At 62.3% G+C, this 22,707-nt stretch carries 21 protein-coding genes; 7 read left to right on the top strand and 14 right to left on the bottom strand.

The window, feature by feature from the left end; translation table 11 throughout:
* Position 1 precedes the first annotated feature (1 nt).
* Both Q0603_RS01405 and Q0603_RS01400 read right to left on the bottom strand, forming a co-directional pair.
* Positions 2-1,291 carry a GTP cyclohydrolase II gene (locus Q0603_RS01405; protein WP_298720937.1) on the bottom strand — a complete coding sequence of 430 codons (1,290 nt, stop codon included), beginning with the start codon at positions 1,289-1,291 and terminating at the stop codon, positions 2-4.
* A complete protein-coding gene (locus tag Q0603_RS01400) occupies positions 1,288-2,835 on the bottom strand; it encodes a carboxyl transferase domain-containing protein (RefSeq protein WP_298720934.1) in 1,548 nt (515 codons plus the stop codon). The genes Q0603_RS01405 and Q0603_RS01400 overlap by 4 nt, the downstream gene beginning before the upstream one ends.
* A gap of 237 nt (positions 2,836-3,072) precedes the next feature.
* Here Q0603_RS01400 and Q0603_RS01395 point away from each other — a divergent pair, with 237 nt between their 5' ends.
* Entirely contained in the window at positions 3,073-3,531 is a 459-nt protein-coding gene (locus tag Q0603_RS01395; RefSeq protein WP_298720932.1) for a carboxymuconolactone decarboxylase family protein, read from the top strand.
* Between the two features lie 54 nt (positions 3,532-3,585).
* Here the strand turns inward: Q0603_RS01395 and Q0603_RS01390 are convergent, their stop codons facing one another.
* The 4 genes from Q0603_RS01390 to Q0603_RS01375 all read right to left on the bottom strand — a co-directional run bounded on the left by Q0603_RS01390 (position 3,586) and on the right by Q0603_RS01375 (position 7,186).
* Complete coding sequence (locus tag Q0603_RS01390; RefSeq protein WP_298720930.1) at positions 3,586-4,368, bottom strand: SDR family oxidoreductase; 783 nt, start codon at positions 4,366-4,368, stop codon at positions 3,586-3,588.
* Positions 4,369-4,485: 117 nt separating this feature from the next.
* Positions 4,486-5,622, bottom strand: a complete 1,137-nt coding sequence (locus Q0603_RS01385) for a CaiB/BaiF CoA-transferase family protein (RefSeq protein WP_298720927.1) — start codon at positions 5,620-5,622, stop codon at positions 4,486-4,488.
* Entirely contained in the window at positions 5,619-6,038 is a 420-nt protein-coding gene (locus tag Q0603_RS01380) for a rhodanese-like domain-containing protein (protein WP_298720924.1), read from the bottom strand. The genes Q0603_RS01385 and Q0603_RS01380 overlap by 4 nt, the downstream gene beginning before the upstream one ends.
* Before the next feature lie 38 nt (positions 6,039-6,076).
* Positions 6,077-7,186 (bottom strand): hypothetical protein, encoded by a 1,110-nt coding sequence (locus tag Q0603_RS01375; RefSeq protein WP_298720921.1) that lies wholly within the window; start codon positions 7,184-7,186, stop codon positions 6,077-6,079.
* 142 nt (positions 7,187-7,328) lie between these two features.
* Here Q0603_RS01375 and Q0603_RS01370 point away from each other — a divergent pair, with 142 nt between their 5' ends.
* Positions 7,329-8,180: a transglycosylase SLT domain-containing protein gene (locus Q0603_RS01370; protein WP_298720918.1), complete on the top strand. Its 852-nt coding sequence runs from the start codon at positions 7,329-7,331 to the stop codon at positions 8,178-8,180.
* Here Q0603_RS01370 and Q0603_RS01365 read toward each other — a convergent pair whose 3' ends face one another.
* Positions 8,181-9,119, bottom strand: coding sequence for a 2-hydroxyacid dehydrogenase (locus Q0603_RS01365; protein ID WP_298720915.1), 939 nt, complete (start codon positions 9,117-9,119; stop codon positions 8,181-8,183).
* A 489-nt stretch (positions 9,120-9,608) separates the two neighbouring features.
* Here Q0603_RS01365 and Q0603_RS01360 point away from each other — a divergent pair, with 489 nt between their 5' ends.
* The 4 genes from Q0603_RS01360 to Q0603_RS01345 are packed head-to-tail and all read left to right on the top strand — an operon-like array spanning position 9,609 to position 13,467.
* Entirely contained in the window at positions 9,609-10,706 is a 1,098-nt protein-coding gene (locus Q0603_RS01360) for a polyamine ABC transporter substrate-binding protein (RefSeq protein WP_298720912.1), read from the top strand.
* Between the two features lie 2 nt (positions 10,707-10,708).
* A complete protein-coding gene (locus tag Q0603_RS01355; protein WP_298720909.1) occupies positions 10,709-11,788 on the top strand; it encodes an ABC transporter ATP-binding protein in 1,080 nt (359 codons plus the stop codon).
* 6 nt (positions 11,789-11,794) lie between these two features.
* A complete protein-coding gene (locus Q0603_RS01350; RefSeq protein WP_298720906.1) occupies positions 11,795-12,679 on the top strand; it encodes an ABC transporter permease subunit in 885 nt (294 codons plus the stop codon).
* Entirely contained in the window at positions 12,676-13,467 is a 792-nt protein-coding gene (locus Q0603_RS01345; RefSeq protein ID WP_298720903.1) for an ABC transporter permease subunit, read from the top strand. Before Q0603_RS01350 ends, Q0603_RS01345 begins: the two co-directional genes overlap by 4 nt.
* Here the strand turns inward: Q0603_RS01345 and cobD are convergent.
* Positions 13,458-14,492 (bottom strand): threonine-phosphate decarboxylase CobD, encoded by a 1,035-nt coding sequence (gene cobD, locus Q0603_RS01340; protein WP_298720900.1) that lies wholly within the window; start codon positions 14,490-14,492, stop codon positions 13,458-13,460. The two genes, Q0603_RS01345 and cobD, sit on opposite strands and share 10 nt — an antisense overlap.
* Positions 14,493-14,527: 35 nt before the next feature.
* On the opposite strand from cobD, the gene cbiB reads away from it, so the two are divergent.
* Positions 14,528-15,505: an adenosylcobinamide-phosphate synthase CbiB gene (cbiB, locus tag Q0603_RS01335; protein WP_298720897.1), complete on the top strand. Its 978-nt coding sequence runs from the start codon at positions 14,528-14,530 to the stop codon at positions 15,503-15,505.
* Here the strand turns inward: cbiB and Q0603_RS01330 are convergent.
* Genes Q0603_RS01330 through glmU form a run of 6 tightly spaced genes read right to left on the bottom strand, consistent with a single transcriptional unit; the run spans position 15,486 to position 22,620 of the window.
* Complete coding sequence (locus Q0603_RS01330) at positions 15,486-16,940, bottom strand: cobyric acid synthase (RefSeq protein WP_298720894.1); 1,455 nt, start codon at positions 16,938-16,940, stop codon at positions 15,486-15,488. The genes cbiB and Q0603_RS01330 overlap by 20 nt on opposite strands.
* Entirely contained in the window at positions 16,937-17,467 is a 531-nt protein-coding gene (gene cobU / locus Q0603_RS01325) for a bifunctional adenosylcobinamide kinase/adenosylcobinamide-phosphate guanylyltransferase (RefSeq protein WP_298720891.1), read from the bottom strand. The genes Q0603_RS01330 and cobU overlap by 4 nt, the downstream gene beginning before the upstream one ends.
* Before the next feature lies 1 nt (position 17,468).
* On the bottom strand, positions 17,469-18,839 hold the full coding sequence (gene gor / locus Q0603_RS01320; RefSeq protein WP_298721440.1) for a glutathione-disulfide reductase: 1,371 nt from the start codon (positions 18,837-18,839) through the stop codon (positions 17,469-17,471).
* Entirely contained in the window at positions 18,826-19,428 is a 603-nt protein-coding gene (locus tag Q0603_RS01315; protein ID WP_298720889.1) for a protein-tyrosine-phosphatase, read from the bottom strand. The genes gor and Q0603_RS01315 overlap by 14 nt, the downstream gene beginning before the upstream one ends.
* A 10-nt stretch (positions 19,429-19,438) precedes the next feature.
* The gene (glmS, locus tag Q0603_RS01310; protein ID WP_298720886.1) at positions 19,439-21,265 is read right to left on the bottom strand and encodes a glutamine--fructose-6-phosphate transaminase (isomerizing); all 1,827 of its coding nucleotides are present in this window, start codon (positions 21,263-21,265) and stop codon (positions 19,439-19,441) included.
* A gap of 11 nt (positions 21,266-21,276) precedes the next feature.
* The gene (gene glmU / locus Q0603_RS01305) at positions 21,277-22,620 is read right to left on the bottom strand and encodes a bifunctional UDP-N-acetylglucosamine diphosphorylase/glucosamine-1-phosphate N-acetyltransferase GlmU (RefSeq protein WP_298720881.1); all 1,344 of its coding nucleotides are present in this window, start codon (positions 22,618-22,620) and stop codon (positions 21,277-21,279) included.
* Positions 22,621-22,707: the final 87 nt, after the last annotated feature.

The following is a 22,707-nucleotide window of genomic DNA, read 5'->3' as shown; positions in this document are numbered from 1 at the left end:
GTTACTCCTCGAGACCGCGGCCCTTGGCCTTCTTCAACTCTTCAGCGTCAGGCACTTTCTCGGTGTAGTAACCGGCTGCCTTCTTGGCGTCCATCTCCACCTTGGCATCGGCCGGAATTAATTCGTCCGGAATCGGCACCCGCTCGACCACCTGGATACCGCTATCGACGATGGGCTGGAACTTCATGTTGCTCATCGATACCAGACGGTCGATGCGGCTGATGCCAAGCCAATGCAGCACATCCGGCATCAACTCCTGGAAGCGCATGTCCTGAACGCCAGCTACGCATTCGGTGCGCTGGAAATAGGCCTCGGCGCGGTCGCCGCCTTCCTGCCGCTTGCGCGCGTTGTAGACGAGGAACTTGGTGACTTCGCCCAGCGCGCGGCCCTCCTTGCGGTTATAGACGATGACGCCCACCCCGCCCTGCTGCGCCTGCTCGATGCAAACCTCGATGCCATGCGCCAGATAGGGGCGGCAGGTGCAGATATCCGAACCAAAGACATCTGAGCCGTTGCACTCGTCATGAACCCGGCAGGCGATCTTGGTTTCGGTCTGGCCCAGCTTGCGCGGGTCGCCGAACAGATAGATCGTCATGCCACCGATGGGCGGCAGGAAGACCTTCAGGTCGGGGCGCGTAACCAGTTCCGGGAACATGCCGCCGGTCTGCTCGAACAAGCCGCGGCGTAATTCGGTCTCGCTGATCTTGAACCGCTTGGCGACGCCCGGCAGCCACCAGACCGGCTCGACGGCAATCTTGGTAACCTTCACATCGCCATTGGCGGCCAGGATATTGCCGTCTGGCTTCAGGCGGCCGGCCTGTACCGCCTGCTGCAGCTCCGGCATGTTGATATGCGCCTTGGTAACCGCGATGGTGGGGCGGATGTCCCAACCCGCCGCGATCTGCTCGGCGAAGACCTCGGCCGTCATATGGCCCCAGGGATCGAGCGAGACGATCTTCTCGGGATCGGCCCATTGCGGGAAAGGCCCGATGGGTTCGGCCGGCGTCGTATTGGTCAGGTCGGGCTTGTGCTCGGCCTTGAGCTGCCCTGCAGCAATCGCCAGCGCACGATAAAGCGAATAGGCGCCGGAATGCGTGCCGATAGCATTCTTGCCGCCAGGGTTTTTCAGCGTCGCCACCACCGGGCCGCGCAGGATCGGATCCGCCATGCCCCATTCAATGGGCAGCGGCTTGGCCCCTTCCACCTTGCTGGGATGCGACGTGAGAATGATCGGCTTTGGCGCCGCTTTCTTCTCGTTGGGAATGTTCGGGATATCGGTGGTAGTTGTCATGGTCTGTACCCGAAGGTTGGAACACCCGGCCGCCGCAGTGGCGCGGCCAGATTGGCAAATTCGCAAAGCAGCGGGCGTGTGTCGCGCGGATCGATGATCTCTTCCACCAGGAAGGCCTCGGCCGTTCGGAATGGCGAGCGCACCTTGTTCAGGCGGTCCTCGATCTGCTTGAGCAGAGCGGCTGGATCGTCGGCTTTCTCCAGTTCGGCGCGGTAAGCTGCCTCGATGCCGCCCTCAAGCGGCAGGCTCCCCCAGTCGCCCGAGGGCCAAGCATAACGATAGTGCAGCCGTGCGTGATTGGAATGCCCGGCACCGGCGACGCCGAAAGCCTTGCGTACGATGATCGAGCACCAGGGCACAGTCGCCTGATACACCGCCGCTAGCGCCCGCGCGCCATGCCGGATGGTGCCGGCCTGTTCGGCCTCCGGTCCAATCAGGAAACCGGGAATATCGACGAAATGCACGACCGGCAGATGAAAGGTCTCGGCCAGGTCGACGAAGCGCGTGATCTTGTGCGAGGAATCCGCCGTCCAGCCGCCGCCATAATGATAGGGATCGCTGGCCAGCACCGCGACGGGCCAGCCATCCAGCCGCGCCAGTCCGGTGATCACCGAGCGGCCATACAGGCGGCCGATCTCGAAGAAGCTGCCGGCATCCAACGTCATGTCGAGGATGTCACGCATCTTGTAGACACGCCGCCGGTCGCGCGGCACGATGGAAAGAAGCTTCTCTTCGCGCCGATTGACGTCATCCTGCGGCGTGACGCGCGGCGGCAAGTCGTAGACCGATTGCGGCAGATAGGACAGGAAGCGCCGCGCCGCCTCAAACGCCTCATCCTCCGTCGCCACGGACAGATCGGCCGCACCCGCACGCATATGGATTTCGGCGCCGCCCAGTTCCTCCTTGGTCATCTGCACGCCGGTGCGGGCTACTACCGGCGGACCGGCGATGAACATCTGCGAGATGCCTTCGACCATCACGCAAAGATGGCTGCTGACAGCGCGCGCTGCGCCTAATCCCGCCACAGAGCCAAGCGCCAGCGACACCACCGGAACCGTGCTGAGATTCGCCACCACATGATCCCAGCCCGGCATCATGGGAACATAGGTGCGGCCGTCCATATCCAGGGACTTCACCGAACCGCCGCCGCCCGTGCCATCGACCAGCCGAATCATGGGAATACGCAGCTCGCGCGCCATCTGTTCGGCATGAACCTGTTTCTGCCAGATCGAGGCATCGGCCGCTCCGCCGCGGACGGTGAAGTCATCGCCACCGACTACGACCGGCCGGCCGTTGATCCGACCACGGCCGAAAACGAAATTGGTGGGGCTGAAATCGACCAGATCGCCGTTGGCGTCGTACTGGCCGCGTCCGGCGATGGCGCCGATCTCATGAAAAGTGCCAGCATCGAGCAGACGGTCGATGCGTTCGCGCACCGTCAGCTTGCCACCGTCATGCTGGCGTTTGACCTTCTCCGCTCCGCCCATGCGGCGAGCGAGTTCCTCACGGCGCCGGAGTTCGGCGATCTCGGCTTCCCAGCTCATATGCTCCTTCCGGACCAGGGTCCAAAGCACTGGAAAGCGATGGAGTGTAACGCCCGCCGAAGGGGTACACAACGGCCTCGCATACCCATGCCTCTCGGTCTCAAAACTGTCATCCCGCCCTTCCCTGACGGCAACCGCCGGAACGGGGCTGGGCGGTGCGACACAAACCCGCCCTGTGAACCGTCATGGATCCGTGAAGGCCAAAATAACACCCACTGGAGAAGCCATGCCCCCCGATTGAAAGACCATATCAAGCTCGCCCCGGAACCCATCAAGGCGATGATGGCGCTGGAAAACGCCCTGGCCAAAAGCGGCCTGGAGGAAAGCCTCCGGCATCTTGTGAAGCTGCGTGCATCGCAGATCAATGGATGCGCCTTCTGCATCCATATGCATGCCACCGATGCACGCAAGCAGGGCGCAAGCGAAATGCGGCTATACATGCTGAACGCCTGGCGCGAGAGCCCGCTATACAGCGACTGCGAGCGCGCGGCCCTTGCCTGGACGGAAGCGCTGACCCCGCTGGCACAGACCGGAGCGCCGGATGCCGATCACGATCTGGCGAAGGCTCAGTTCAGCGATGCCGAACTGGTCAACCTCACTTTGCTGATCGGCGATCAATACCTGGAACCGACTGCAGCTCGGCTTCCGGGTACAGCATCCGTTGGATGCTTCGATGAAGACGGCGTGAGGGGATAATGAAAAGGAGGCGAAAGCCTCCTTCTCACTCAATGACAGAAATTTGGCAGCGGCTTAGAACGTCCCCGGATAGCTGCCGCCGTCCAGCAGAATGTTCTGCGCCGTGAGATAGGCCGCAGGAACCGAGCAGAGGAAAGCGCAGACCTGACCAAACTCCTCGGCGGTGCCGAAGCGGCCAGCGGGAATAGTGGCCGCCTGCTTCTCAATCTCGGCTTCCAGCTCAGCCCCGCTTTTCTTGGTCTGCGCGCCGATGGTGATCTTCAGCCGATCGGTCAGGAAACGGCCCGGCAGCAGGTTGTTGATCGTCACACCATCCTTGGCCACCTGACGCGCCACGCCGCTGATGAAGCCGGTCAAACCGGCACGTGCGCCATTCGACAATCCAAGATGCGGAATTGGCGCCTTCACCGAGTTCGAGGTGATATTGACGATGCGGCCGAACTTGCGCTGCGCCATGCCGTCGACCACCGCCTTGGTCAGCAGGATCGGCGTGATCATGTTGGCGTCAACGGCCTTGATCCAGGCATCGCGATCCCAGTCGCGGAAATCGCCTGGCGGCGGGCCGCCGGCATTGGTCACCAGGATGTCGATAGTGCCTGCCGCAGCCAGTGCCTGCTGACGCCCTTCCTCGGTGGTGATGTCGCCGGCGACCGTCTTCACGGTCACGCCCGGCGCCGCGGCGCGGATCTTCTGCGCTGCTTCTTCCAGCACATCCTTGTTACGCGCCGTGATGGTGACGTTGACCCCCTCCTTGGCCAAGGCCAATGCGCAGCCGAAGCCCAACCCCTTGCTGGCGGCGCAAACCAGTGCATTGCGTCCACTGATACCGAAATCCATGACTTTCTCCTCTTTTCTGGGGAACCTGTCTTTATCCGAAGCTTCTTAATCTGGCGTCTATCGAGCGGCAGCACTGCCACCGTGAACGCTGCGATCAGTCAGGATGACAGAGCGGCCTTATTCACCAGACGCGGCACGCATTGCCCCCTTGTTCATCACGCCCCAGTCGCGCAGGGCATCCTCGCCACCCTCGCCGCGCGCTGCGGGCTTCGAGCGGATGGCGCCGGGCGTGCGCGAAAAGCGCGGCGCCGGTGCGGGCTGCACCACACCATCGCGTTCGACGAAGTTTCGCCGCGCTGCCATATGCGGGTGCCCGGGCGCTTCCTCAAGCGAGAGCACAGGCGCAAAGCAGATATCGCTGCCTTCCATCAACGCGCACCATTCATCTCTCGTCCTGGTTTTGAAGACAGCAGCGAAGGCTGCCCGCAGGCTTTCCCAATTCTTGCGGTCATGCTGCTTGGGCAGCGTTACAGGATCGAGTCCCAGAACCTTGATGAGCTCGGCATAGAATTTGCCTTCGATGGACCCGATCGAGACGAACTTGCCGTCCTTGCATTCATATGTGTCGTACCAGGGAGCACCGCTATCGAGGATGTTGACGCCATGCTGATCCGTCCAGATGCCGGCCGCCTTCATGCCGTAGAACATGGTCATCAGCGATGCTGCGCCGTCGACCATGGCGGCATCGACCACCTGCCCTCTGCCGGATTGCTGACGCTCGAACAAGGCCGCCAGCACGCCCATGGCGAGATACAACGAACCGCCGCCGAAATCGCCGACCAGATTAAGCGGCGGCACCGGCTTGCCGTCCTTATGCCCAATGGCATGCAGTGCACCGGTCAGCGCGATGTAATTGATGTCATGCCCGGCGGCGTGGCTCAGCGGACCATCCTGGCCCCAGCCGGTCATCCGGCCATAAACGAGTTTCGGATTGCGCTGACAGGCCACGTCCGGCCCCAGGCCCAGGCGCTCCATCACGCCAGGTCGGAAACCTTCCAGGATGACATCCGCCTTCTCAACAAGCTGAAGCATCAATTCAATGGCCTTGGGATCTTTCAGATCCAGCGCCAGCGAGCGTTTGCCGCGGCCTGCGAGCTCGTACTTCGTTTCCACCGGAAGCCCCAGATCGGCATCGCCCGTGCGGTCGATACGCAACACATCGGCGCCAAGGTCGGCCAGCAGCATGCCGCAGAATGGCACCGGGCCGATGGCCGGCATTTCGATGACCTTGAGGCCGGACAATGGCCCGCTCATTTCTTTTCGCCCTCTGCTTTAGGGACTTTCGGCTGCCACGCAGCGACCGGCAGGCCGGCCTTCTTCCATTCGCCAAAGCCGCCCTCGATATGCGCAACCTTCTTCAGGCCCATATCCTGCGCTGTCTTGGTCGCGAGCGCCGAACGCAGCGCGCCTGCGCAATAAAAGATGAACTCCTTGTCTTCGCTGAACACCTTGCGGTGATAGGGGCTTTCCGGATCGATCCAGAATTCCAGCATGCCGCGAGTAGCATGCAGCGCATTCGGGATCATGCCGTCGCGTTCCAGCTCGCGCGGATCGCGAATGTCGACAAACACGACTTCCGGGTCGTTCAGCTTCGCGGCCGCTTGCTGCGGCGTAAGCGTGACGATCTCAGCCATCGCCTCGGCCACCATGGCCTTATAGCCTTTAGGCATCTGCTATCCTCCCTAAACCTGGGAGGTGGAACTATAAGTCAGCGTTCCGGGCTAGACCATGCTTCCGGCAAACTGAGACGCGGCAAGACTTGCGGCTGCCACCCCCAGCCGCCGGTGAGTACGGTATCGCGCACGGCGGTCAGCAGAGGATCGTCGCTTTCGATCAGAAACGGATTGTTGCGCCAATATTCCGGTAGTGCCGGCGCAGCCCCGGCCTGAGGTGGCTCGCCTACCTGACCGACCAGCAGCAAGGCATTGACGGCGTTGCGTCCGGAATCGAAATCCAAGGTCATGCCCGTGATCCAGGTGCGGCCAGCCAGCTGATCGAAGTCCCCGCGGCGCAGATCGAGCGGATTGCCCGCCAGCATGAAGCGATCCCGATCCGTAACTGCTACGGCACGGACGCGATCGCGATGCTGCTCCAGCAATGTCAGGCGGCGGCGCAACTCGTCCTCGGCGACCGGCGTCCCTTCACCGGGTTGCCACGCCGTCCGCTCCAGCATCAGGGCTGCTATGATCAAGTGGCCCACAACCCACAGCGCGACGACCACGCCATGGCCGGCCCGGCTATGCAGCAACCGTAAAGGCCCGGGGAAACGGCTGGCGCGCAATGCGGGCGTCGCTCGGCGCCGCTTGGCCAGCAGAGCCGAATTCGGCGCATAGAAGGCAAACAGGCTGTCGCCGATCACCAGCCATTGGCCGCGCGCGTAGGTACCGGGCCTGCTTGCTGTCTGAAAGCTGATGCCGGCATCGGCATATTCGACCCCGGCAGCAGCGAAGCTTGCAAAGCGCTGCTCCGCGGCCTGCTCGGCGGCTTGTTGACTGCTGAACCGCGCTGCGATAGTCGCCGTACCGTCCTCGAACCGCGCCAGTTCGGCCGCCTGGGCATTGGGAAAAAGCGGGCGCAGGTCGCGATATTCGGTGGCGTGACGGCCGAACACGGCCCAGGAGTTCATGAAGCCGCCATACCGGGTCGCCAGTGCGACGGTGTCCACTTTCAGCCGCCGGGCTGCCCAGCGGTCAAACAGGCTGTAAAGCAGCGCTGGCAGGACGATGCCGCTGACCAGCATCAGCAGCAGCGCAAGCCAAGGCCCGTCCTCTACCCAGTCGATTTGCGCGCCCTCTATCAAAGAGGCGAAATCCGCCACCTTCTCCCCCCTGTCTGCCCTCTCTCTGTTTGCCTCGAAATCCTTGGCAAAACAAGGGGATATCCGGCTCGCCTTGGCGTTAACGGAATCTTTGCGCCATAAGCTTTATGGATAAGGCTGGTCCAGATTACGTGATTGGCAGATGGCCCCGATTACACCACCCTCCGCCTCCGGCCTGAAGGTCGTCGACAGCTACCGCATCGGCGGGCATAAGGTGAGTTACGAACTCCTCGCCACGCTGCGCCAGGCCAGCCAGCGGACCGGCGTGGATTTCGCCTATCTGGTTTCTCAGGCCGGCCAGGAAAGCGGCTTCAAGGCCGATGCCCAGGCCAAGACGAGTTCCGCCCGCGGCCTGTTCCAGTTCATCGAAAGCACCTGGCTGGAAATGGTGCGCGACCATGGCGCGAAATACGGTCTGGCCGCCCAGGCCCAGCAGATCGATACCGGCAGCGACGGCCGCCCTCGCGTCATGAATGCCTCTGCCCGGCGCGAAATTCTCGCACTGCGCGACGATCCCCGCATCGCCTCGGCTATGGCGGCCGAATATGCCCGCAGCAACCAGCAGATTCTGTCACGTGAAGTCGGCGTCGAGGTCGGAAAGGTGGACCTCTATCTGGGCCATTTCCTTGGTCCGGCCGGCGCCAGCAAGTTCCTGACGGCGCTGAAAGAGAATCCCGCGCAAAATGCCGCCGCCCTTCTGCCCGAAGCTGCGGCGGCCAATCGCAACGTCTTCTACACGGCCGATGGCCAGCCCCGCAGCGTGGGCGACATCTACGGCTATTTTGAGCGCAAGCTGGAAAACAATGCCGCTGGCCTCGATGCCGTGGCAGCCGGCACTGCTCCGGCTGGGCGCTCCTCGCCGGTTGCCGACCATCTGGCCGAGCAGCGCCGGATTACCGATCACGCCGTGAAGATGATGGCGTTCGAGGCGCTGCGCGACCTGATGATGCGGACCCGCAGCCGCTGGGGCAGCGGTACCGACAGCTCCTGGTAATTACACCACCCGGGTCAGCACCGGCTGGCCCGCGAAATGGGCTGCAAGGTTCTTCAGCACAAGCTCGCCCATCGCCCGCCGCGTCTCATGAGTGGCACTGCCGACATGCGGCGCCAGCGCGACATTGTCCAGCGTCAGCAACTCCTGCGGCACATGGGGCTCATTGGCGAAGACGTCCAGGCCGGCGCCGGCAATCTTCTTCTCGACCAGCGCTTTCACCATCGCCGGCTCATCAACCACGCTGCCGCGGGCGATATTGACGATATAGCCTTTCGGCCCCAGCGCCTCGATCACTGCAGCATTCACAATCCCGGCTGTCTCCTTGCCGCCCGGGCAGGCGATCATCAGGATGTCGACATCCTTCGCCATGGCGACGAGGTTGTCGTAATAACGGTAGGGCACGCTGTCCTTGCGACGCGGACCGAAATAGCGGATCTCGATGCCGAATGGCTCGGCCCGGCGCGCGATGGCCTGGCCGATCCGGCCCAGACCGACGATTCCCATAACCTTCCCGCCCATCTTGTCGGTCAGCGGGAACTTGCCCCGGGCCCATAGCCCCTGACGGACGAATTGGTCGCCCTGCGGAATGCGGCGCATGACACTGAGCAGCAACACCATCGCGATATCGGCGACATCGTCGGTCAGCACGTCGGGCGTGTTGGTAACGATCACGCCCCGCTCCTTCGCGCAGTCGATGTCGATGGGATCATAACCGACACCAAAGGAGGAAATGATCTCCAGCTTGGGGAGGGCCTCGATCAGGCTGCGGTCGGCGCCGACACTGCCCGAAGTAACAAGGCCTCGTACACGACCGGCAACCTCGCCCAGCAGGGCGCCGCGATCCGGCGCCTGCCATAGCCGATGGACCTGGTAATCGCGCTGCAGAATTTCTTCTACCGCCGGAGGCAATGGCGTAGTCTGCAGAATCTCAATACCCATCCGAGGCGTCTCCCTTGTGACTGAGCCAGTCTTCTGATCTGGGAAGGAAGCTACCTGCCGACAGGGCTTTGCATCAAGCCATACGTCTTCCTGCGCTACTCGGCGGCCTGCGCCTGCAGGTGTCCCTGGAATAATGCAGCGCCACCGGTCGGATTTCGGGACAGGCCGGGCTGGCTGCCATCGGAACCGCTCCGGTCCAATCACTCGGCGACATGCCCCGCCGCTCCAGCACCTCGCGCAGATCATCGTCTTGGAGATGCCATGCATCAGAAACGATCAAAATGCGCATAGTTTGAACTGCCCTTTCCCAGCAAGCCGGCCGAATCGCCCCATTCCGACTGCATCGCGATTCGGCGACAGAGCCATGAAGGGTTAGGGACAAGGTGGGGACAGCCGTAAGCCTCCTAGGCTAACATCCGCCCCTGCCATTGCTGAGAGCGAACCCCGTTGTCATAATTCGACTCTCACTGAACGAGGGAATCCGTCGCCATGCGTCTAGCCGCCCTGCTTACCGCACTTCTGGCCACCGCTGCCCTGCCCTTCGCCCCCCATGCGGCTGCGCAGGAGAAAGTTGTCAATGTCTACAACTGGTCAGACTATATCGACGCCGAAGTCCTGAAGGATTTCGAGAAGCAGACCGGCATCAAGGTACGATACGACGTCTATGATTCCAACGACACGCTGGAATCCAAGCTGCTGGCTGGCAAGACCGGTTATGACGTGGTGGTGCCAACGCAGTACTACATGGCGCGCCAGGTGCAGGCCAAATTACTGCGGCCGCTCGATAAGGACAAAATCCCGAACCTGAAGAACCTCGATCCGGCGCAGATGGAGCGCCTGGCGAAATACGATCCCGAGAACAAGCATGCCGTGATCTATCTGTGGGGAACCAGCGGCATCGGCCTGAACCCCGACAAGATCAAGCAGCGCATGCCAAATCCGCCGGCCTACAGCCTGCGCATGCTCTTCGATCCCGAAGTGGTGTCGAAATTTGCCGATTGCGGCGTTGTGCTGCTGGACGCGCCGGACGAGATCATGGTGGCCGCGATGAAATATCTCGGCCTCGATCCGAACTCCAAGGATGCCGCCAGCATTGCCAAGGCCGAGGAAGTGCTGATGAAGGTGCGTCCTTACATCCGAAAATTCCATTCCTCGCAATACATCAATGACCTTGCCAATGGCGATGCCTGCCTGGCCTATGGCTTCTCGGGCGACATTTTGCAGGCGCGCACCCGCGCCGAGGAGGCGCAGAAAGGCGTCCGCGTGCAGTATCTGCTACCCAAGGAAGGCGCGCAGCAATGGTTCGACGTGATGGCAATCCCCGCCGACGCGCCGAATGTGGACAATGCCCATGCCTTCATCAACTACATTCTCGACCCCAAGGTGATCGCCAAAATCACCAACGCCGTGCAGTATCCGAACGCCGTGCCGGCCTCGATGCCCTTCATCGATCAGGAAGCCATGGCCGACAAGGACGTCTTCCCGCCGGCAGAGGCGATCAAGAACCTCTATACCGTTCAGCCCTATAACCAGGCGGAGCAGCGTATCCTGACCCGCGCCTGGACGCGTGTTAAAGGCGGCGGCTGAGCATGCCTCTGCTCAACATCCAGGGCGTCAGCAAGTATTACGGCGACGAAACGGCGGTCGATAATCTTGACCTGGAGGTCGAGGAGGGCGAATCCCTCGTCCTCCTCGGCCCGTCCGGCTGCGGCAAGTCCACGCTGCTGCGCATGATCGCCGGCCTAGAAATGCCGGACGAAGGAAAGATCCTGCTCGACAATCAGGACATCACGCGCCTGCCGCCTCATAAGCGGCCGATCAATATGATGTTCCAGTCTTATGCGCTGTTTCCGCATCTGAGTGTGAGGGACAACATCGCCTTCGGCCTGCGGCGTGAAGGCATGGCCAGTGCCGAGATTGCCCGCCGCGTCGACGAAGCCATGGCGATGCTGGAGATCGGCAACTATGGCAACCGCAAACCGCACCAGCTTTCCGGCGGTCAGCAGCAGCGTGTGGCCTTAGCCCGCGCACTGGTGAAACGGCCGCGGCTTTTGCTGCTCGACGAGCCGCTTGGCGCCCTGGACAAAAGGTTGCGGCAACAGACCCAGGCCGAATTGCGCAAGCTGAACCGGCAAACCGGCATCGCCTTCGTTTTCGTCACGCATGATAACGATGAAGCCATGGCGCTGGCCGACCGCATTGCCGTCATGCAGGCGGGCCGCTTGCGGCAGGTGGACCATCCGCGCCGTATCTACGACCGTCCCGTCGACCGCTTCGTCGCCACCTTGATGGCCGATGCCAACCTCTTCGAGAGCATCGTGGTGGAGGAAGCGGAAGACATGGTGCATGCGCGATGCGGCGAGCTCGAGCTGCAATTCCGTGCAGACGGCATCCCTCGCCCCGCCGACAGCTACCAGTTGCTAGGGTTGCGTCTGGAACAGATTGAAGTGTCACGGGACCCGTTGCCCAAAGGGCCGAATACAGCGTCAGGCACCGTGATCGACATCGATTATATCGGCGACATGACGACCATCGAGGTACGGTTGAGCGACAACCAGATCGTCAAGGCCTCGCAATTGAACGCATTGCACGAGCCGCTGATCGAACTGGACGAGACCGTGTGGCTGACCTGGGAAGCCGATGCCCTGGTGCCGCTGGCCGATGCGTAGCGCGCCATGATTTATCGCAGCCTCGCCCTCATCGCCCTGCCCGCGTTGTGGACGCTTCTGTTCGTCGCGATCCCGGCGGCCTTGATCCTGAAGATCAGCTTCGCCGAGCCACAATTGGCGCAGCCGCCCTATACGCCACTCTTCGAGGCCGGCGAATACGGTCTGGTCCTGAAAGCGCATCTGGCCAATTACACCCTGATCTTCAGTGATCCCCTGTATATCCGCGCGCTCGGCAACAGCCTGCTTTATGCCGGCATCGCAACCTTGTGCTGCCTTGCGCTCGGGCTGGCAATTGCGCGCGCGGTCTCCTGCGCTGCGCCGCGCTGGCAGCCGCTGCTGCTTACGCTGATCATCCTGCCCTTCTGGACCTCGTTCCTGATCCGCGTCTATGCCTGGATCGCTTTGCTGAAGCCTGAAGGCTTGATCAATGCAGCCCTGATGGGGCTTGGTTTGATCGATGAGCCGCTGGTGATGATCAATACAGGCTTTGGCGTGGTCATTGGCATGACCTACACTTATCTGCCTTTCGCCATCCTGCCGATCTATGCCAGCCTGATCGGACAGTCTCCACGCCTGACGGAAGCCGCCGTCGATCTCGGTGCCTCGCCCATCGCTGCTTTCTGGCTGGTCACTGTGCCGCTGGCGCGCTCTGGCATCCTCGCGGCAGGCCTGATGGTATTCATTCCGACCGTGGGCGAATTCGTCATTCCCGATCTGCTCGGCGGCTCGGCCACGATCATGCTGGGACAGGCGCTGTGGTCGGAGTTCTTCTCCAACCGTGACTGGACCATGGCCAGCGCGCTTGCCGTCATCCTCACCATCCTTCTTCTGGCACCTGCCCTTATTTTACAGCGCCTGGAGCTGGGCAGCCGGCCAGGGATGAAAAAATGAAGCGGCTTGGCAGCATCCATATCACAGCGCTGACCTTCGGGCTGGCCTTCCTTTACCTGCCGATCCTGCTGGTGGTGATCTTCTCGTTCAACGCCTCCAAGCTGGTTACCGTCTGGGGAGGCTTCTCGCTGCACTGGTATGGCGTTCTGTTCTCCAATTCCGCCTATCTGGAAGCGGCGCTCAATTCGCTGAAGATCGCGACCACGGCGGCGACCATAGCCACCCTGCTCGGTACCTTGGGCGCACTTGTGCTGACGCGGCTCGGACGGTTCCCGGGCCGCCAGGCCATTGGCGGATTCATGCTGGCGCCGATGGTGCTCCCGGAGGTGATTCTGGGCGTCAGCACGCTAATGCTGTTCGTCTCGCTCGGCATCGAACGCGGCCTGCTGACGGTTGCGCTTGCGCATGCCACCTTCGGTGCAGCCTTCGTCCTGGTGATCGTGCAATCCAAACTCGTCAGCCTCGATCCCAACCTTGAAGCTGCCGCCCGCGATCTCGGTGCCGGACCGGTCCAGGCCTTTCTGCTGGTCACCGTACCAAGCCTCGCCCCTGCCTTGGTCGCCGGCTGGCTGCTGGCCTTCACCTTGTCGCTGGACGATGTGGTGGTCGCCTCTTTCGTCAATGGCCCCGGCGCCACCACTCTGCCGGTACGCGTCTACTCGGCTGTGCGGTTAGGCGTCTCGCCGGAGATCAACGCGATCTCCACTATTTTGCTCGTAGTGGTCAGCGCGGTTGTGATCATGGCCAGCCTGCTGCAGAAGCAGGCGCTGATGCGCGATCAGCGCTGAATCGGGTATTCCTGCAATACCACGCCAAGGCGCCGCCGGAACTCCGCCTCATCACCCGGCAAGCCAAAGCGCATCCATCGTGGCTGTGCTTCGAAAATGCGAACATGAATTCCCTGCCGGCGCAGCGCGGCCGCAAACGCCGCCGCATTAGCGACCTCGGCCAGCCGGAAAAGACTGGTTCCGCCGATCACTGGAATGCCATGTTCTTGCAAAACCGCATCCAGCTTCCGTTGACGTTGTCCCAGTTGTGCGCGCATCTGCGATTGCCAGTCGGCATCACGCAGCGCCGCGGCGCCAATGACTGCTGCCGGGCCCGCCACCGCCCAGGGACCAAGCGCCTGACGCAGGGCATGCACCAGGCGCGGATCACCCAGCACGAAACCGAGCCTGATCCCGGCAAGGCCGAAGAACTTGCCGAAAGAACGCAGGATGATAAGTCCTGGCTTGCCTGCTTCGTCAGCCATGGAAATTTCCGGCGCCACATCGGCGAAGGCCTCGTCGAGGATCAGACATCCCTCGCGCGCCACAAGCTCTTCGCGCCTACGGCGCAACACGTTTTTGTCAATGATGCGGCCATCCGGATTATTCGGGTTGACCGCAATCAGAATCTCGATGCCATCAAGATTGTCCGGAAGAACTGAAAGCTCCGCAACCTCATGGCCGGCCTGCCTCCAGACATAGGCATGCTCGGCATAGGTCGGTCCCAGAACGGCCACGCGCTTTGGCGAAAACAAGCGTGGCAGCCATTGGATGGCCGCCTGTGTTCCGGGTGCCGCAACCACTTCGCTGTCATCCGGACAGCCGTATGCCTCACGCGCTGCCGCCAACAAGGCCTCGATGTCGGCTGCAACCGGCAGACGCCGCCATGCATCATCCGGAATCGGCGCCAATGGATAGGATAGCGGATTGATCCCGGTACTGAGATCAAGCCATGCACCGGCATAAGCGCCGGGCACGGCACGGAGAGCGCTTAGATCGCCGCCGTGAACCGGCGCCTGTTGACGACCCCGCTCCGCCTCGCCCATGGTGCCCTCAAGAATGAAACTACGGCGATCTTACGGTGACTGACACGGCGATCAACCTTTGGCTTCTCGTCATCGCACTCAGTGTGGATGCGGTGATCGGTTATCCGGATGCGCTTTATCGTGCGATCCGGCATCCGGTCGTCTGGTTTGGCATGGCCATCAGCCTGCTGGAGCATGTGCTGAACCGCCCGGCTTGGCGTAATGCGCGGCGTCGCCTCGCTGGGATTGTCGCCCTGCTGTTTCTGCTTGCGCTGGTAGGCATCGCTGCCTGGATCATCAGCGCCATGCTGCGCGGCCTGCCCTATGGCTGGGTGCTGGAAGCATTGCTGGGGGCCAGCCTGATCGCACAGCGCAGCTTGTACCGCCATGTGGCTGAGGTCGCGAAAGGATTGGAACAGGATGGCCTCTCCGGAGGACGCGAAGCGGTGGCGATGATTGTCGGCCGCGATCCGGAAAGCCTGGACGAACATGGCGTCAGCCGGGCAGCAATCGAAAGCCTGGCCGAGAATTTCTCAGACGGCGTCGTGGCGCCGGCCTTCTGGCTGGCAATCGGCGGCCTGCCGGGCATCGCACTGTACAAGGCGATCAACACGGCCGACAGCATGATCGGCCACAAGTCGGACAAATACCGGGCCTATGGCTGGGCGGCGGCACGGCTGGATGACCTTGTCAATCTCCCTGCCTCCCGGCTGAGCGCCCTGCTGCTGATCATTGCCTCTAGGCTTACCAAAGGAGCTTCGGCTTTATGCGCTTTCGCTGCGGTTGAGCGCGATGCCGGCCGACACCGCTCGCCGAATGCCGGCTGGCCGGAAGCGGCCATGGCCGGTGCGCTCGGACTGCGGCTGGCGGGACCGCGGCGCTATGGCGAAAGCTGGGTGGATGACGCCTGGATGGGTGATGGTCGCGCCGAAGCCAATGCGGAAGACATCCGCAAAGCATTGGCCTTGTACAAGCTAGCCTGCCTGATTTTGGGAATTGCCGCGCTTCTGGGGGCTATCGCGCTGCCGCTATGATTGTGTCGAGATCGAGATGCGTTTCGATGGCTTCGGCTAAGTCGTCCAGGGCCTGTTCCACACCGGCCTCGTAATTCTCCACCCCCACCGCGCGGCCTGCCAGTAGCGACAGGTAAGCTTGCCGGAAGGCATCGCTGGCAAACAAGCCATGAAGATAACAGCCGGCAACACGGCCGTCATCGGAAACCGCGCCGTCGTGCCTACCTGCCAACCGCAACATCGGCCGGGTCGCATCCGTCCCGGATGTGACGCCGATATGCATTTCATAGCCGCGCACTTCCTCGCCTGTGAAACGCTCAAAACCATGCGTCTCGACCAGGGTCTTCTCCCGGGTCAGCACGGTTTCGACGTCGAGCAGGCCGAGAGCGCCAATAGCCTCCGCCTCACCCTCTATGCCATGCGGATCGGCTATGCTGCGCCCAAGCATCTGGTATCCGCCGCAGATCCCAAGAACGCGCCCCCCTCGCCGCATATGCGCGGTGAGATCGATATCCCAACCCTGCGCGCGGAAGAATTTAAGATCGGCGATCGTTGCCTTGGTGCCCGGCAGGATGACCAAGGTAGCATCGGCGGGCAGCGGCTGGCCGGGCTGGACGAAAACGAGTTTCACCTCCGGATGCTGCCGCAGCGGATCGAAGTCATCGAAATTGGCAATATGCTGCAGACGCGGCACGGCAATGACAATGGTGCCGTCACGCTGCGCTGTTTTGTCCAGCGCCAGAGCATCTTCTGCCGGCAGGCGTGATACCATCGGCAGGTACGGCAACACGCCTAAGCTTTTCCACCCGGTACGCTGGGTGATGATGCGCAGGCCTTCGTCGAACAGGCTCACGTCGCCACGGAACTTGTTGATCACATAACCGGCGATCAGCGCCTTTTCCTCAGGCTCCAGCAGCACGTGAGTGCCAACCAGGCTTGCAATTACGCCACCCCGTTCGATATCCCCCACCAGGATCACCGGCACATTGGCACGGGTCGCAAACCCCATATTGGCGATGTCGTTGGCGCGCAGATTGACCTCGGCCGGTGAGCCGGCGCCTTCCACAATGATGAAATCGGCTTCACGCTTGAGGCGTTCGAAGCTTTCTGCAACGAACGGCCATAATGTGGCTTTCTTTCCAAGATAGCCGCGCGCGTTGCTCTGGTCATGAATATGGCCATGAACGATGATCTGCGCGGTGCGGTCGCCCTGCGGTTTCAGCAGCACCGGGTTCATGTGCACGCTCGGCGCTACGCCGGCGGCGCGCGCCTGCAGGGCTTGAGCACGGCCAATCTCGCCGCCCTCCGCTGTCACAGCAGCGTTATTCGACATATTCTGGGGCTTAAACGGCAGCACACGATGACCGCGGTTCTTCATCGCACGGATCACACCAGCGCAGAGCACGGATTTGCCGACATCCGAGCCCGTACCCTGGAACATCAAAGCCCGGCTCATTTAAGCACCAGCGGCAGTCCCGCCGCTGTGAAGATCACATGATCGGCCAATTCAGCCACGCGCTGGTTCAGCCGCCCCTGAAGGTCGCGAAAGTCCCGTGCCAGCTTGTTTTCCGGCACGATGCCGAGGCCAACCTCATTGGAAACCAGAATGACGGGGCAAGCAGTGGCCGACAGCGCCGCAAGCAGGCCTTCCTGCTCCCGCTCGACATCGCGAGGGGCGTGCATGAGGTTGGACAGCCACAAGGTCAGGCAATCGATCAGAACGACGCCGGTTTGCTCCGGGAGCGCCAATAAGACTTCGGCCACGGCCAAGGGGGCCTCAATGGTGCTCCAGCGATCGCCGCGCCGCATCTTGTGCTGGGCGATGCGGGCACGCATCTCATCATCCCAGGGTTCGGCGGTGGCAACATAGACCAGCCGCCCGCCATGGCGCTCGGCCAGATTCTCCGCCAGCCGCGACTTGCCCGAGCGGGCACCGCCAAGGATCAGCGTAACCCGGGCATCGGTACGCGGCTGATTGGTCATGTCAGACCTTTGCCGGCTCGCGCACCTTCTCGCGCATGGTGACGAACTCCTCGGCGGCGGTGGGATGGATGCCGATGGTGGCGTCGAAGTGAGCCTTCTTCGCCCCGGCCTTCAGTGCAATGGCGATGCCCTGAATGATCTCGCCAGCCTCGTGGCCGACCATGTGGACGCCAACCACCGCATCGGTCTTGGCATCCACCACCAGCTTCATCATCACCCTTTCGTCGCGGCCAGACAGCGTCGCCTTCATGGGACGGAAGGTGGTGCGGTAGATATCGATCTCGCCGTACTTCTTCCGCGCATCCGCCTCGCTCAATCCCACCGTGCCGACGGTCGGCTGGCTGAAGACGGCTGCCGGAACATTCTGGTAATCCACCGCACGTGGCTTGCCGCCAAAGACCGTATCGGCGAAGGCGTGGCCCTCGCGGATGGCAACCGGGGTGAGGTTCATCCGGTTTGTCACATCACCGACGGCATAAATGTTCGGTACGCTGGTCTGCGAGTAGGCATCGACGACGATGGCGCCTTCTTCGTCAGTCTTGACCCCGACTGCCTCCAGTCCCAGCCCATCGGTATTCGGCTTACGGCCGGTGGCCGCCATGACGCAATCCACCTCCAGCGTGGTGCCGTCGGTGAGATGAATGATCAGACCGCCCGAGCCTTTCTCGACCTTGGTCACATCGGTCTTCACCCGCAGATCGACACCGGTCTTCTTCATCTCTGCGGCAAGATGATCGCGGATATCCTGGTCGAAGCCGCGCAATATCTGCTCTCCGCGGTAAAGCTGAACCACTTCGGAGCCAAAGCCGTTGAATATCCCGGCGAATTCACAGGCGATGAAACCGCCGCCGAGAATGGCTATGCGCTTGGGCAGCTCGGTGAGATGGAAGGCTTCATTGGAGGTGATCATCAATTCGGCACCCGGAACCGCCGGTTTGGACGGATGGCCGCCGGTGGCAATCAGGATCTTGTCGGCTGTTACCGTCTCGCCGCCTTCGATCACGACGGTATGGGCATCCTTCAAGGTCGCACGCGCCTCGAAAGTCTTGGCACCGGCATTCACGAACAGGCCGTGATAGATTTTCTCAAGCCGGGCGATTTCCTTGTCCTTGTTGGCGATCATCGTCGCCCAGTCGAATGTGGGCTTAGGCACCGTCCAGCCGAAGCCAGCGGCATCCTCAAAGGCATGGGCGTATTCCGATCCATAGACCAGCAGCTTCTTCGGCACGCAGCCGCGGATGACGCAGGTTCCGCCGTAGCGGTATTCCTCCGCCACGCCGACGCGGGCGCCGTAGCCGGCAGCAATGCGGCTGGCGCGCACACCGCCCGAGCCGCCGCCGATCACGAACAGGTCGAAGTCATACTGGCTCATGAGGATTCGGTCCTTCATCGAAATCTGCAGGCAATTCATGCCCGCGACCGACGCTGGAGATCAAGGTCCGAACCTCGGGAAAGCGACGGGCTACGGCAATGTGGTGCTGCCGGAGCGCCTCGACAAGCGCCCCGCCCCGGCCCAGCAGCCGGTCGGCATGGCTGATCATCACCGTATTCGGCCAAGCCTTGGGACGGATATCGGCCAGCACATTGAATATCTCGGCTTCGCGGCCGGGATTGCGCTGGGCCATCAGGATGGCGGCAGCGGCCGTCGAGCGCGAAACGCCGGCATAGCAATGCACCAGCAGGTGCTCGACGGATGTTTGGGCCAGGCTGTCGCCAACTTCCAGGATGCCGGCGACATCCTTCTCGCTGGGCAGTACCTTTCGCGGCTCCTCCATCACGATGTCGTAGAAACGGAAGCTGCTGCACACCGCCTTCGGATGAAAGAGACTGTAGACCGGATCCGGCGTCCCAGGATCAAGGATGCCGAGGATGTGGGAAACCCTGCCCGCGAACTGGTGCAGTTCGGCTACGCCGCAGATGCTGAGTCTGAATGGCAGAAGTCCGCGCTCCAGCGCGCTCATATCAATTCCCTTACTCGACGGTCACCGACTTGGCCAGATTGCGCGGCTGATCCACGTCGGTACCTTTCAGCACGGCCACATGATAGGCGAGCAACTGCACCGGGATGGCATAAAGGATCGGCGCCACGAAGGGGTCCACCTGCGGCAGCTCGACCGTGGCGAAGGTGCGGTTGTCGATATGCTTGAAGCCGTTGCGATCCGACATGAAGATCACCTTGCCGCCGCGCGCCATCACCTCCTGCATGTTCGAAATGGTCTTTTCGAACAAGCTGTCGCTGGGGGCGATCACAATGACCGGTACCCCCTCGTCGATGAGGGCGATAGGGCCATGTTTCAGCTCTCCGGCCGCATAGCCCTCGGCGTGGATATAGGAGATTTCCTTCAGTTTCAAAGCCCCCTCCAGCGCCAGCGGGAAGCAGGGGCCGCGGCCGATATACAGCACGTCCCGGGCATCCATGATCTTTTCGGCCAGCGCCTGCAGGGACTCGTCGTGATTCAGCACCTCGGCCGCGCGCGAAGGCGCTTCGATCAAGGCTTCCATCAGGCGTCCAGTCTCGACGGCGCTCAGAGCCTCGCGCGCCTGGGCGACTGCCAGGCTGAAGGCTGCCAGGGTAACGAGCTGGCAGGTGAACGCCTTGGTGGACGCGACACCGATTTCCGGCCCCGCCTTGGTCAGCAGAATACCGTCGGCCTCGCGCGCCATGCTGCTTTCCGGCACGTTGACGATGGCAAGGGTGCGCCCGCCGCTATTCTTCACATAGCGCAGTGCCGCCAGCGTATCAGCGGTTTCGCCCGACTGGGAGATGAAGATGGAGAGGCTTTTCGGGTCGACCGGCGCTTCGCGGTACCGGAATTCAGAGGCGATATCGACCTCGACGCCGATGCGCGCATAGCGTTCAAGCCAGTATTTGGCCACCAGCCCCGAATAATACGACGTGCCGCAGGCGACGATGGTCAGCCGGGAGATCTGCGCCAGGTCGACGCCGAGATCCGGCAGATGCACGAGGCGATCGGTCGGGCTGACGACCGTGTTAATGGTATCGCCCATCACTGCCGGCTGCTCGTAGATCTCCTTCTGCATGTAATGGCGGTAATTGCCCTTGCCGATCATTGCGCCGCTGATGGCAGTGGGGCGCACGACGCGTTCCACCGCACGGCCTTCGGCATCGAAGAAGAGCGCACCTGAGCGGGCGAGAACGACGAAGTCGCCCTCCTCCAGATACGCGATACGGTCGGTCAGCGGCGCCAGCGCCAGGGCATCCGAGCCGAGATACATCTCGCCGTTGCCGAAGCCGACAGCCAGCGGCGCGCCACGCCGCGCGCCGATCAGCAGGTCTTCCTTGCCGTGAAACAGAATGCCAAGCGCAAAGGCGCCATGCAGCCGCGCCAGTGCCGCCTGTACCGCTGCCTGCGGCTCCTTGCCCTCGATCAGGTATTGATCGATCAGGTGCGTCGCCACTTCGGTATCGGTCTGGCTCTGAAAGACATGCCCCTTGGCGAGCAGTTCCTCGGCGATCTCGCGATAATTCTCGATGATGCCGTTATGTACCATCGCCACGCGCTCGGTTGCATGCGGATGGGCATTTGCCTCATTCGGCGCGCCATGGGTGGCCCAGCGCGTATGGGCGATGCCGATCAGCCCACGCAATGGCTGCTGCTGCAAACGTTCTTCCAGCCTGGCGATCTTGCCTTCGGCGCGACGGCGCTCGATTGCGCCATCCTTCCCCAGCGTGGCGATACCTGCGGAGTCATAGCCGCGATATTCCAGCCGCTTGAGGCCGTCGATCAGCAATGGCACGACATCCCGGTTGCCGACGACGCCGACAATTCCGCACATGAGCTTACTCCTTAGCCGTTTTTCTTGGCCGTCCGGCTGGCACGAAACCGGGACGCGAAACCCGCGATATCTTGCTGCCGGCCGCGCGCGACGCCCAGCGCATCCGCGGGCACGTTGCGCGTGATCGTGCTTCCGGCCGCAACAATGGCGCCATCGCCGATCTTGACCGGCGCAACCAGCGCGCTGTTCGAACCGATGAAGGCTCCGGCTCCGATATCGGTGAAATGCTTGGCAAAGCCGTCGTAATTGCAGGTGATGGTGCCTGCACCGATATTCGCCTTGGCCCCGACCCGGGCATCGCCGATATAGGTCAGGTGATTGACCTTGGCGCCGGCTTCGATCTTCGCATTCTTGATCTCGACGAAATTACCGATATGCGCCGCTTCGGCGATCTCCGCGCCTGGCCGCAACCGGGCGAACGGCCCGATGGTCGCGCCCGCTGCGATGCTGGCGCCTTCGACATGGCTGTGGCTGCGGATCACCACATTGTCGCCGACAGAAACTTTCGGGCCGAACACCACGAAAGGCTCAATCACGACATCACGGCCAAACGTCGTGTCACTGCGCAGGTATACGGTGTCCGGCGCCACCATTGTCACGCCGCTCAACATCGCCTGGTGACGCAGCCGCTGCTGCATCGCGGCTTCGGCCTGAGCCAGTTCGGCACGGGTGTTGATCCCCATCACCTCAACGGGATCGACCTCAACAACGCGGCAGGTCCAGCCAGCGGCATTGGCATGCTCGACCACGTCGGTGAGCAGATATTCGCCTTGCATATTCGCATTGCTGAGTTTCTTCAGGAGTTGCGGCAGCCGCACGCCATCCAGTGCCATCAAGCCGCCGTTGCATAGCCGGACCTGACGCTCGCGCTCGGATGCGTTCTTGTATTCGACGATCTTCTCCAGCGCGCCGTCCTTGCCCAGGATCAGACGGCCATAAGCGGCCGGGTCGGCAGGCGTGAAGCCGGCAATCACCGCCGCGGGATTGCCCTCCGCTCGGCGCGCCTCCAGCAACGTCTTGAGCAGATCGGAGGTCAGCAGCGGCGTATCGCCGAACACGACCAGCACATCGCCGGTGAAGCCCTCCAGGGCCGGGAGCGCCGCGCGCACGGCATCACCGGTGCCCTGCGGCGGATCCTGCACCACCGTCACCGCCGGCGCGGCAGCGGCGGCAACGGCATCCTGCCCCTTGCCGATGACGACGACCACCCGGTCCGGATCCAGCGCCCTAGCGGCATCGAGCACATGGTCCAGCATCGGCTTGCCGGCCACCGGATGCAGCACCTTGGGCAGCTGCGACTTCATGCGCGTGCCTTGCCCCGCCGCCAGTACCACTATTGCCACGCCGCTCGTCATATTTGATCCGTAAACAGAAAATCCTTGCAGAAAACCGCGATTCGCCTTCCCCGGCGCAGCGGACTGTGTCATAGCCTCCGTACAGAG

Source organism: uncultured Ferrovibrio sp. (assembly GCF_937960835.1).
Lineage (GTDB): Bacteria > Pseudomonadota > Alphaproteobacteria > Ferrovibrionales > Ferrovibrionaceae > Ferrovibrio.
This window is presented reverse-complemented; position numbering and strand designations above follow the sequence as displayed.